Origin of the sequence: Phyllobacterium sp., assembly GCF_037994425.1 — a bacterium.
GTDB lineage: Bacteria > Pseudomonadota > Alphaproteobacteria > Rhizobiales > Rhizobiaceae > Phyllobacterium.
In genome coordinates this window covers 18,114-29,454 of the sequence record NZ_JBBNAM010000299.1, presented here as the reverse complement: position 1 = coordinate 29,454, position 11,341 = coordinate 18,114, and the positions used below count along the sequence as shown (strand labels likewise).

Sequence of the window (11,341 nt, the reverse complement as noted above, 5' to 3'; positions counted from 1 at the left end):
CTAGAAGGTTTCCCTCCCAACTTGAAGCAGTTCCTGTGGCGCGCTATTGCTTCAGCCAGACGTTCGACCAGTTGGACACGGCCCAGCGTGGATTGTCCGACACGTTTTGCACCGTGTCGCGTGCGACCGTTATGAAGGAAAACTCGGCGACGTTGATCAGCGGCAGGTCGTCGGCAACTTTCTTTTGCAACTCCTTATAGAGACCTGCCCGCTTGTCGGCATCAATCGTCGATGCGGCGTCTTTGATCAGCTTGTCGATTTCGGCATTGGCGTAGCCATACTGGTTCGAGAACGGAACACCGGCCGGCAGGCCGCTTTCGAACAGGATCGTCATCGATATGGCGGGGTCGGATCGGTAGACGGGCGTTGCCACCGTGATATCGAAGGCGTGATCGGTGTAGACCGCTTTCAGATGGGCCGGCGTATCATTGCTGACGATCTGCGCATCAATGCCAACCTTGGCGAGTGCTTGGCGAAGATAATCACCGAATTGCTTGGTTTCGTTGAAGAACGGCGCTGGAAGCAACTTCAGCGTGAAACGGTTTCCGTCAGCGCCGCGCTTGTAGCCGGCTTCATCCAGAAGCGCTTCCGCCTTCGCCGGATCGAAGTCGTATTTCGTGACGTCAGGCTCAAAGAACGTCTTGTCATAGGCGGGTACGGGCCCCGAGGACGATTTCGCATAGCCAAGGAAAATCGTCTTCACGACGAAGTCGTGATCGATGGCATGGGCAAGGGCCTGTCGGACCCTGATGTCGGCGAGTTCCTTGCGGCGATGGTTGATTTCGACGATGAGCTGGTAAGTCAGACCCTCATAGCCGTTGGCATAGACCTTGAGGCCCGGTACCTTGGAAATCCGATCGAGATCAGCAAGGGGAACAGCGGAAAACGCCGCGAGTTGTATCTGCTCGGCTTCGAGCGCATTGCCGGCGGCCGCACGGTCAGGCAAGAATTGATAGACGATTTCGTCAAGCAGCGGCTCGTCTTTTTGCCAATAGGCATCATTCCGCTTGAGCAGATAGTATTCGCCGGGTTTGTACTCGCCGAATTTGAACGGCCCCGTGCCGACAAGTTGCTGGTTGGCCGGATTCTTGGCGATGTCCGTGCCCTCGTAGATGTGCTTCGGCACAACGGAAGTCACGACCGGCAATGCATTTCGAATGAGCTGGAACGGTGTTGGCTGCGAAAACTTGAGAATCGCCGTTTGCTCGTCGGGCGTTTCGACCCTTTCGAGATTCTTGAAGACGACACGGCCGAGATTCTGCAGCTTCTTCCAGACTTCGAGCGCCGAGAATGCAACGTCGGCCGAAGTGAACGGCTTGCCATCGTGCCAGGTAACGCCTTCGCGCAGCTTGAACGTAGCAGTCAATCCGTCGGCCGATCCCTCCCAGGACGTCGCAAGGCGCGGCGAAAGCCCGTCCTTGCCCTCGTAGGCTTGCTCGGCGAGTGGCTCGATCACCTTGCTGGCAACGAAGAACACGCCGTTGGAGGCGACGATGGCCGGATTGAGATTGGCGGGTTCGCTATCGCCTGCAACGACCAGGCGCCCGCCCTTGACAGGCGCCGCCTCTGTCGCCCAGCCCGACCGACCAAGGGAGGCCATCGCCGCGGCGCTGGCGGTCGAGGCAAGAAAAGCGCGTCGATTAAAGATGATACGGGACATTGCTAACCTCTCGGGCTCAGATGGGAGATTGATTTGACAGGATTTCGTTAAGGGCCGAAACTACGATGCGCGCGAATTCAGGTTCGGCCGAGGCTCCCATGTGGCCGACGCGCAAGACCTTTCCTGCCGTGTCGCCGCGTCCGAGCGAAAGAAGAATTCCGTGATCGTTCAGCAGTCGATCGCGCAGGGCGATATCGCTCCATTCTTCGGGCACACGAAACGCCGTCGTCGTGGATGAAGACCAGCTTTCCCGTTTCGGCCAAAGCGACAATCCGAGTTGCGCCAGGCCGTCCCGCATGACCAAAGCGGTCTGCGAATGACGGGCCCAAACATTCGTCGGGCCTTCGCTGAAATAGCGATCGAGGGCCGCGTCGAGCCCGTAAATCTGCGAAATCGACGGCGTCACCGGAAATGTCCGGCCGGGTTCCGAGGCATCCTTCCAGGCAAGGAGGCTGAGAAATGATCCAAGCGGTGCATCCCTGTTCGCCTCGATCTTCTTCCAGGCACGCGCGCTCACAGAAAGGAGGCTCAGGCCGGGCGTACTGCCAAGACATTTTGACGGCGATGTGATGAAAATGTCCGCATGCACCTCATCCGGGTGGACATCGAGTCCGGCAAAGGAAGACACAGCATCGACAATGAGGTAGGCGCCATGTTCGGCGATCACCGCGCCGATCTCGTGCAAAGGATTGAGCGTGCCGGATGGGGTCTCATGGTGACAGACCGAAACGATGTTGATTTCCGGCCGACGTTGCAGCACTTTGCCAACGGCCGCGGCATCGATGACCTCGTCGAAAGGCACGGCAAGCTCGACGACCTCGTTGCCATAACGTCCCGCCCAGAGGTCGAAGCCTTTCCCGTAGACGCCCGACACGAGATTGAGAACGACGTCGTCTTTTCCGATCAGTGCCGCAGCGGCCGCTTCGATCCCGAGAATCGCCTCGCCCTGCATGATCACTGGCGCGAGGCCAGTGCGAAACGCCCCGCGCAGCTTCTCCACGACCTCAGCATAATAATCCTGGAATGCGGGATGATAATCATAGATCATCGGCCCGCCCAATGCTTCGAGCACTTCCGGGTAGGCCGGGACTGGACCGGTAGTGAGCATGAGGGGCGGAATGGGAAGCCTGGATTGCACTGCCGAACTCGTCCCGTCGTCTTTGATGCGCTGTAGCCAACGCAGAACATATTCCGCCGATGGCCGGAAACCAAGAAAAACTGTTTCAATCCTTAGCTGTCCGGCAGCGAGGAAAATTCCAAGCGACAAAGGATTCTACCGGCCTCCGCCCTGCCGGCTTGCCTGCACGCAATTGTCAGGGAAACGTTCTGGCGCAGACATCGTTTGTTCGCCATAGTGACCCCGCTTACAAGCAACAGACAGGACGGTATCATGAGCAAATATGTCTTGATCGGTTCGGAGGGATGTGGATCGGCAGTCGTCGAGCTTGCCATGCGCGAGGCCGGAGCGGAGTTCGAGCTCGAAGAAATACCCTACCTGGAACCTGGTCCGGACCGCGACCGCCTGCTGGAGCTCAATCCGCTCGGACAGGTTCCGACCCTCATCATGCCCAATGGCAGCGTCATGACCGAGAGCGCGGCCATTATCTTTCATCTTGCGGATGCCTTTCCTGATGCGCGCTTCGTTCCGTCATCGAGCGATCCGCAACGTCCGGCGTTCCTACGCTGGCTTCTCTATATCAACAGTGAGATCTACCCGACGACAACATTCGCCGATGACCCCCGCCGCTGGAAAATATCCGAGACGAAAAGCCAAATGTACAAGGACACCATCGATCAATACCGCGTGGAACTGTGGGGCCACGTCGAGGAGGTCGCGGACGATCGGTATTTTCTTGGCGAGCGTCTTAGCGCGATCTACTTCTACATCGCGGTGATGCGCCATTGGCGGCCGGGAAAGGATGCCTTTGCAAAGGCCCTGCCCAAACTTACTGCAATTGCCGATAATGTCTCTCGCCTCCCCCAGTTTGAGGGGATTTTGAAGCGAAACTTTCCAGAAGCCTAGTCTGCCAGTTCGGCCCAGGTGGGCGCGTGATCGCTGGCATTCGCCCTTCCACGCACATCACGTTCCACGCCAGCGCCCGTTACTCCTTCATAGGCTGCGGGCGATGCGAGGAGCATATCCAGCCGCAAGCCGGCATCCCTGTCCCAGGCATTGCGCATATAGTGCCAAAACGAATACATCGGCTTTTCCGGATGGAGTTCGCGCACGAGGTCGACCCATCCCTGACCGACCAGCTTGGCGAACGCCGCCCGGCTCTCCGGTTGAAGCAAGGCGTTGTCCCTCCACGAACGCGTGTTGTAGATGTCAAAATCCGTTGGGACGACGTTAAAATCACCCGCGAGAACAACGGGTATGTCCATTTCCAGAAGTTCCGCCGCGTATTTGTGTAGTCGCTTGAACCAGGCAAGCTTGTATTGGAATTTGGGCCCGGGCTGCGGATTACCGTTCGGCAGATAGATAGATGCAATCAGCACGCCGTTTACCGCCGCCTCGATGTACCGGCTCTGGATATCGTCGGCGTCACCGGGAAGCCTGTCGCGCGTCAGGATAGGACGAGTTCCCCGGGCGAGAATCGCGACGCCGTTCCAAGATTTTTGACCCTTCCAGACCGCTTCGTATCCGGCAGCGCGCAACTCCTTCGCCGGAAAGCTCGCATCCTCACACTTCAACTCCTGCAGGCAGACGACATCAGGCTTGAAGGCTTCCAGCCAATGCAGGAGGTTCGACAAGCGCTTGTTGATATTGTTGATATTGTAAGTGGCGATTTTCACTGGCGATCCCGCTGCCCGAACCGATACGAATTTCTACATCATTTCGTAGCGTCGCCAAGAGAATGCGCGGCGCCAGGCTTGCGGAACCTTTTGTTCCCGACCCGGTTCAACGCAATACGCAGTCCCATCTCGCATTATTCGCGGCTCATCACTACCTGTTCGTTCAGGGACGGGGGCCCAAGATCAACCGAGGAGCAGGAAATGAATCGCGGCATTACAATCAAACCATATCCGCAGCCGGTAACCGTTAGGTTCCACGATGTCGTCATCGCCTCCAGCGATCATCCTCTGGAATTGCACGAGCCCGGACATGATCCGGTGCTCTATTTTCCTTTCGATGATGTCTATTTCGTTCATCTCGAAAAGACTGACACGCATACGGAGTGCCCATGGAAGGGCACAGCCTCCTATTGGCGGGTCATGGGCCAGGGCGAGGCTTCGGACGACGCTATGTGGTCCTATGAAGAGCCGAAGCCAGAGGTCGCCGCGATCCGGGGCTACGGAGCCTTCGACCCCAAAAAAGTACGGTTCGAATAGGGCCCGACTGGCTGCAGAGTCGGCACCGTCGCTTCCTTGCGTGCTGCGCGGGAACCTTGCTCTCCACCCCTCGTTAGGGAGTATTCCCACCCAACACGAGGACGGTACCATGGCCACCGAGAATTCATTCGTCACTGACCGGGGTAATGGCGGTGAAACGCATCAGCATGTGCCTGAAAAGGGCCCGCATACCGGAACGGGCCACCTCACCACCAATCAGGGCATTCACATAAGTGACAACCAGAACAGTTTGCGCTCGGGCGAACGCGGTCCGACGCTGCTTGAAGATTTCGTGCTTCGCGAGAAAATATTCCACTTCGATCACGAGCGTATTCCCGAGCGCATCGTTCATGCCCGTGGGTCTGCAGCGCATGGCTATTTCGAGCTTTACGATTCGCTTGCCGATATCACCAAGGCCGATCTCTTTCAGCGCAAAGGCGAAAAGACACCAGTGTTCACGCGCTTCTCGACGGTTGCGGGCGGCGCTGGGTCAGTGGATACGCCACGTGACGTGCGCGGCTTCGCCGTCAAATTCTATACGAGGGAAGGCAACTGGGACCTCGTCGGCAACAACATACCGATCTTCTTCATCCAGGATGCAATCAAGTTTCCAGACCTTGTTCACGCAGTAAAAATGGAGGCCGACCGCGCATTTCCGCAAGCAGGCAGCGCCCACGACACCTTTTGGGACTGGGCGTCGTTGATGCCGGAAACAACACACATGTTGATGTGGGCCATGTCCGACCGCACGATCCCGCGCTCCTTCCGAACAATGGAGGGTTTTGGCATCCACACCTTCCGCCTGGTCAATGCCAAGGGCAAATCTACCTTCGTCAAGTTTCACTGGAAACCCAAACTTGGCCTGCAATCGACAGTCTGGGACGAAGCCCTGAAACTGCAGGCGGCGGACAATGATTTTCACCGGCGCGACCTCTGGGAAGCAATTGAGTCTGGCAACTATCCCGAGTGGGAACTTGGACTGCAGTTGTTCGACGAGAAATTCGCGGACGCACAGCCCTATGATGTGCTCGATCCGACGAAGATCATTCCAGAGGAAGTCATACCGGTCCGCCGCGTTGGACGCCTCGTTCTCGACCGCAACCCTGACAATTTCTTCGCCGAGACCGAACAGGTCGCCTATTGTCCGGCCAACATCGTCCCAGGCATCGATTTTACTAATGACCCTTTGCTGCAGGGCAGGCTGTTCAGCTATCTCGATACACAGAAATCGCGGCTGGGTACGGCCAATTTCCATCAACTCCCGATCAATGCGCCGAAGTGCCCCGTCATGAACTTCCAGCGCGATGGCCAGATGCAGATGAATGTCCCGAAAGGCCGCGCCAATTATGAGCCCAACAGCCTAGCCGCGCATGGTGAGGACGGTGGTCCGCGAGAATGCCCGGTCACCGGCTTCAGCACAGTGGAAGGCCGCACCGATCAACAGGAAAGTGGCGGCAAACTCCGCATTCGCGCCGAACTCTTCGGCGACCACTATAGCCAGGCGAGGCTCTTCTGGCGCTCGCAACAGCCTGCCGAGCAGGCCCACATTGCCTCATCGTTCGTATTCGAGTTGTCGAAAGTCGGACTTGACCAGGTTCCGGCCCGCATGGTCGCCAACTTGCGCAATGTCGATGAAGACCTCGCAAAGCGTGTAGCAAATGGGCTTGGCATGGAGCTTCCGAAGAAGGCGCAGGCCGCGCGAGACCCTATCGACATGGACGCCTCGCCTGCCCTCAGTATCCATGCCAACATGAAACCCACACTCGATGGCCGTTCCGTCGGAATCCTCATCGACGACGGTACCGATGCGTCGGTCCTTGCCGCACTGGCCAAGGCGGTCACGAAGGCTGGCGGCAAGGCCGTTGTCGTTGCGCCGAAAGTGGGGGGCGCCAAATTGTCCGACGGCGAGACGATGAAGGCTGATGGCCAGTTGCTCGGCACTCCATCGCAACTATTCGACGCAGTGGCGGTCGTTCTGTCGGCATATGCGGCCGGAAGGCTGGTCAATGAAGGCGCTGCCAAGCAGTGGGTCATGGACGCCTTTGGCCACCTCAAGGCAATCGGCTTTGCGCCATCATCCAAACCGCTGCTCGACGCTGCCGGTATCAAGGAGGATGCGGGCGTGGTGCCCTTGGAAAAAGGGTTCGCTGATGCTGCGGCCAGGCGGTATTGGGATCGCGAGCCCAAGCTAAGGATGCTCGCCTAAGCCATGTCCCATGCAGACAGATGAACTCGGTGCGCCAAGCTGCATTGACATCTCCTGATCCGTCTGCACGCTACCTTGCGTTGGGAAACTCGAGGTGGGGCCGTGGATCTTTATCCGACCTGGGACGACATCGGCATACGGCTAGGGCTGACAGTCGTGGCCGGTGCAATCATCGGATATAATAGGGAGGCAAGCGGTCATGCTGCAGGCCTGAGGACAACCCTGCTTGTCGGTCTCGCCGCCTGCATAGCGATGATACAGGCCAATCTTTTATTGACTACCGTTGGCAAGGCCCCTGACTCTTTCGTTAATATTGACGTGATGCGCCTGCCGCTCGGCATCCTTACCGGCGTCGGATTCATCGGCGGCGGCGCCATTTTCAAGCGCGGCGATCTCGTGACTGGGGTTACCACGGCCGCAACTCTCTGGATCATGACAGCGATCGGCCTTGCCTTTGGCAGTGGCCTGATCGAGCTAGCCTGCATAGCAACGGCCCTGGTTTACTTCATCCTATGGGCGCTGAAATGGCTGGATGTTCGCATTCCGCGCGAACGCCGGGCGATTCTATCGATCGTGCACAGGCAGGGCGAAACGGTGCTCAATATTCAGCGCGAGCTCGCCGCCATTGGCTACAGCGCACATTTCGTCAAGCAGTACAAGGCATTCGAAAGCGACCATTCAACTGCGACCTACGAACTACGCTGGCACAGATCGGAAATCTCAGGACCACCGCTTGATCTTATTGAATTCGTCGAGAAAAATCACACGATCGAACTGTTCGATACGATCCACGACTCCGACAAGGGCTAATGCGGCGGCTCTGTCTTATTCCAAGGGTACGACATCGACCGACTGTTTGCCTTCTTGCGCACCGCTGGTCTTCAGCACCCCGACGATCGGCGACACATCAGCGTAATCGCGGCCATAGCCGATGGTAATGTGATCATTACCCGCCACCATATTGTTGGTCGGGTCGAACTCCTGCCAACCGGCCTCGCGACCGCACCACGCCCTCACCCAGGCATGCATCGCGTCGGCGCCTTCGAGCCGTTCCTCGCCGGGCGGGGGAATCGTGCGCAGAAACCCACTGACATAGCCGGCCGGAATGCCCAACCCGCGCAATCCAGCGATCATGACATGGCTGAAATCCTGACAAACCCCAGCCTTGAGATCGAATGCCCGCCGCGCCGATGTGCGCACGTCCGTCGCATCCGTATCATAGCTGAAGTCCGTATGAATGCGGCTATTGAGGTCGCTTACGGCTTCCATTACCGTGCGCGCCTGCGTGAGACTTTTGGCAGCATAGGCCGTGATTTGCGGATCGATCGCGGCATAGGAGCTCGAAGTCAGGAAGTGGTGCGGCGCATCCGCGGCGATCGAGAGAACACTGCGGATCTCCTTTTGCAATCCGACCATATCGGGCGAAACATCAAGCATTGTTGGCGGACGTGTGACGTTGACGCGGGCCGTCATTGTCACGTCGAGCGTTTCGTGCGGATTGCGATAGGCGATCGAACTCACGGTATTGGCAAAGAAATCCACAAACTCGGAACGCTCTGCTGCAGCCGGGTCAAAAGAGAGACTCGATGCAATTACACGCTGAACGCCAGGCATTGTTTGCGGCATGACGCGGATATGATGTCGACCGCCCGCGGCGGAACGCTCGTAATCGTAGTGAAGATGCAAGCGAATATTGTAAAGCATCGGCGGCTCGCCTCAGGCGAAATAGGTGTCGGAAATGGTATCGGAGAGCGTTCCGATTTCATAGGCAAGGTCGTAGAGTTTCTCGGGCGTGAGCTCTGTTGCCTCCATGATTGCCAGATCGGTGTGAAGTCGCAGCACCTTTTTCATGAGTACCGGCATTTGGGTGCCTGAATCGCGTGGAGGCAAAAGATTGAACTCCGTTTTTAGCGCTTCGAGCTGGAAAAGAATGGAGCGCGGGTTGAGCGGATCGAGCGCGAGAAGATCGAGTACGCTAACACGTCCTGAATAAACGCTGTATTGGCGGCGGTGAGTCATGACGCTGTCGCCGATCTCCAGCAGCATTTCCAGGGCCCCGTCGGGCGCGTCTGGTCGCGACAGCGTCGCGAGGGTACGCGCCATGCCGATGCCGCGTTCGACCCGGCGGCCGATTTCAAGAAAGCGCCAGCCGGTAAAGCGGTACATGTTCTCGTGTACGAGGCCGGAGAAACCCGCAAGCTTGCGCAGGATAATGGTCATGGCCCGCGTTGTGTCGTCACCCGGCGCAACCACGTCCTTGAAGCGATGGATCGTCTTCGACAGATCCCGCAGTGCCAGCCAGCCATCGGGCGAAAACCGGTCGCGGATGCGGCTGGCGCTGAGCATCGCGCCGTCGACCGAACGCAACAATCCTTTCGGAATGGCACTATCGAGATCAACGCCAAGCGGCTTCAGATAGGCACGCATTTCAGCAAGCAGCGGCAATTCCATATTGGCCGCCTCAGCATGACGGGCATGGCAGGCGCGCAGAATACGGGCTGTTCCTTCGGCACGCTCGATATAGCGGCCCATCCACATCAGGTTTTCCGCTGCGCGGCTGGGTAGGGTTCCCGGCACATTGCGGCGGAAGACATCGTCCTCGCGCGGCAAAAGCGTGTCCTTGCCGACCGGACCGCTGCTGGTGATCCACACGTCTGCCGCCTGCCCGCCACGCTGCATGGCGATTGCAGCGGTGTCGAGGGTAAGACCAACGCGGGCAAATCCTCCGGGCAAGAAGCTCCACCCACGTTTTGTGCGGGCGGCGAAGACGCGCAGGACAAAAGGGCGCGGCTCCAGCTTGCCATCGACGTAGACTGGCGTCGTTGAGAGCTTGACCGCCTCTTGCCCGACGAGACCGCGCCCGTCGGCCTGCAGTCTTGCAAGAAGCTCGCTGCGTGCGCCGTCATCAAGCGCCGAACCCAATGAAGTCGCGCCCAAATCCTCGAACGGCAAACGTGTGGACATAGCCGGCCCGACCATCATCTGGTCGAGATTATCCACGACATGTCGGCGCTCCTTGTCCTGTCCGCACCACCACGTGGCGATACTGGACAGCATCAGGTCACGCTTGTGAAGCGCATTCGATATTGCCGGCAGAAACGCCAGCAAGGCTCGCGTCTCCAGAATGCCTGAACCGAGGGCATTGACGAGCGAGACGGAACACTGCCTGAGCGCTCCAACGATCCCGGGGGTTCCAATCCACGAATTCGCCTTCAGTTCTAGCGGATCCATATAAGCGGCATCCATACGCCGCCACAGCACATCAATTGGCTTCAGGCCGGAAACGGTGCGCACCATCACCTTGCCCTTGCTGACGGTGAGGTCATCTCCCTCCAGCAGCATGAAGCCGAGGTAGCGCGCGATGTAAGCGTGTTCGAAATAGGTTTCGTTGTTCGGACCTGGCGTGAGGATCGCCGCCCGCCCCTGCGGGTTCTTGACCAGCGCTTGCAGGGACTCGCGAAATTCCTTGAAGAACCCGGCAAGACGATGAACATTCATGGCGGCGGAGACGTCCGACAGGGCGCGCGTGCTGGCTACGCGATTTTCGAGTGCAAACCCCGCGCCCGAAGGCGCCTGTGTGCGATCACCAAGAACCCACCACTGTCCGTTCGGTGCACGCCCGAGCTCAAATGCACAGAAATGTAGGAAATGTCCGCTCGCCGGCTTCACGCCCGCCACCGCATGCAGGAATTCGGGATTCGATGCGATGAGGTCCGGCGGCAGCAGCCCCTCTGTGATCAGCCGATTCTCACCGTAAACATCAGCGACGATCGATTCGAGGAGATCGGCACGTTGGGCGAGACCGAGCGTAATCGACTGCCAGTCGTCCTCGTTGATCAGAAGCGGCATATGCGCAAGCGGCCATTCCCGCTCCTGCGTACCGGTTTCGTCGTAAACGCGGTAATAGACGCCCGCATCGTGCAGGTATTGACTGGCACGGGCGAAACGCGTCGCGAGTTTTTCGGGCCCGATCTGGTCGAGCTGGTGCAGGAGCGATTCCCAACCAGGCCGCACCCCGCCTGTAGGATCGATCATTTCATCGGCGACGTTCGGTAGCGGTTGATAGCCGGCAAGCAGGCCTGTCTCGATTCGGCTTCTGGCGGGGGGGTGATTATACGGACCCATTCAATCTCACATTTGTCGAA

The 11,341-nt window shown here is 58.4% G+C and carries 9 protein-coding genes; 4 read left to right on the top strand and 5 right to left on the bottom strand.

Going from position 1 to position 11,341, the window contains the following annotated elements:
• Nucleotides 1-43: 43 nt before the first annotated feature.
• Both AAAB35_RS20310 and AAAB35_RS20305 read right to left on the bottom strand, forming a co-directional pair.
• Nucleotides 44-1,660, bottom strand: coding sequence for an ABC transporter substrate-binding protein (locus tag AAAB35_RS20310; protein ID WP_340670083.1), 1,617 nt, complete (start codon nucleotides 1,658-1,660; stop codon nucleotides 44-46).
• Between the two features lie 16 nt (nucleotides 1,661-1,676).
• Nucleotides 1,677-2,798: an alanine--glyoxylate aminotransferase family protein gene (locus tag AAAB35_RS20305; protein ID WP_340670082.1), complete on the bottom strand. Its 1,122-nt coding sequence runs from the start codon at nucleotides 2,796-2,798 to the stop codon at nucleotides 1,677-1,679.
• Nucleotides 2,799-3,050: 252 nt separating this feature from the next.
• Between AAAB35_RS20305 and AAAB35_RS20300 the strand changes: the two genes are divergently transcribed.
• The gene (locus AAAB35_RS20300; protein WP_340670081.1) at nucleotides 3,051-3,683 is read left to right on the top strand and encodes a glutathione S-transferase family protein; all 633 of its coding nucleotides are present in this window, start codon (nucleotides 3,051-3,053) and stop codon (nucleotides 3,681-3,683) included.
• On the opposite strand, the gene xth is transcribed toward AAAB35_RS20300, so the two are convergent.
• Complete coding sequence (gene xth / locus AAAB35_RS20295; RefSeq protein WP_340670080.1) at nucleotides 3,680-4,453, bottom strand: exodeoxyribonuclease III; 774 nt, start codon at nucleotides 4,451-4,453, stop codon at nucleotides 3,680-3,682. The genes AAAB35_RS20300 and xth overlap by 4 nt on opposite strands.
• Nucleotides 4,454-4,654: 201 nt before the next feature.
• Here xth and AAAB35_RS20290 point away from each other — a divergent pair, with 201 nt between their 5' ends.
• From AAAB35_RS20290 to AAAB35_RS20280, 3 genes are all read left to right on the top strand, one after another.
• Nucleotides 4,655-4,990, top strand: a complete 336-nt coding sequence (locus AAAB35_RS20290; RefSeq protein WP_340670079.1) for a DUF427 domain-containing protein — start codon at nucleotides 4,655-4,657, stop codon at nucleotides 4,988-4,990.
• Between the two features lie 109 nt (nucleotides 4,991-5,099).
• Nucleotides 5,100-7,196 carry a catalase gene (locus AAAB35_RS20285; protein ID WP_340670078.1) on the top strand — a complete coding sequence of 699 codons (2,097 nt, stop codon included), beginning with the start codon at nucleotides 5,100-5,102 and terminating at the stop codon, nucleotides 7,194-7,196.
• Nucleotides 7,197-7,298: 102 nt separating this feature from the next.
• The gene (locus tag AAAB35_RS20280; RefSeq protein ID WP_340670077.1) at nucleotides 7,299-8,006 is read left to right on the top strand and encodes an MgtC/SapB family protein; all 708 of its coding nucleotides are present in this window, start codon (nucleotides 7,299-7,301) and stop codon (nucleotides 8,004-8,006) included.
• Nucleotides 8,007-8,021: 15 nt separating this feature from the next.
• Here the strand turns inward: AAAB35_RS20280 and AAAB35_RS20275 are convergent, their stop codons facing one another.
• Entirely contained in the window at nucleotides 8,022-8,900 is an 879-nt protein-coding gene (locus AAAB35_RS20275; RefSeq protein ID WP_340670076.1) for a transglutaminase family protein, read from the bottom strand.
• Nucleotides 8,901-8,912: 12 nt separating this feature from the next.
• Nucleotides 8,913-11,321 carry a circularly permuted type 2 ATP-grasp protein gene (locus AAAB35_RS20270; RefSeq protein ID WP_340670075.1) on the bottom strand — a complete coding sequence of 803 codons (2,409 nt, stop codon included), beginning with the start codon at nucleotides 11,319-11,321 and terminating at the stop codon, nucleotides 8,913-8,915.
• Nucleotides 11,322-11,341: the final 20 nt, after the last annotated feature.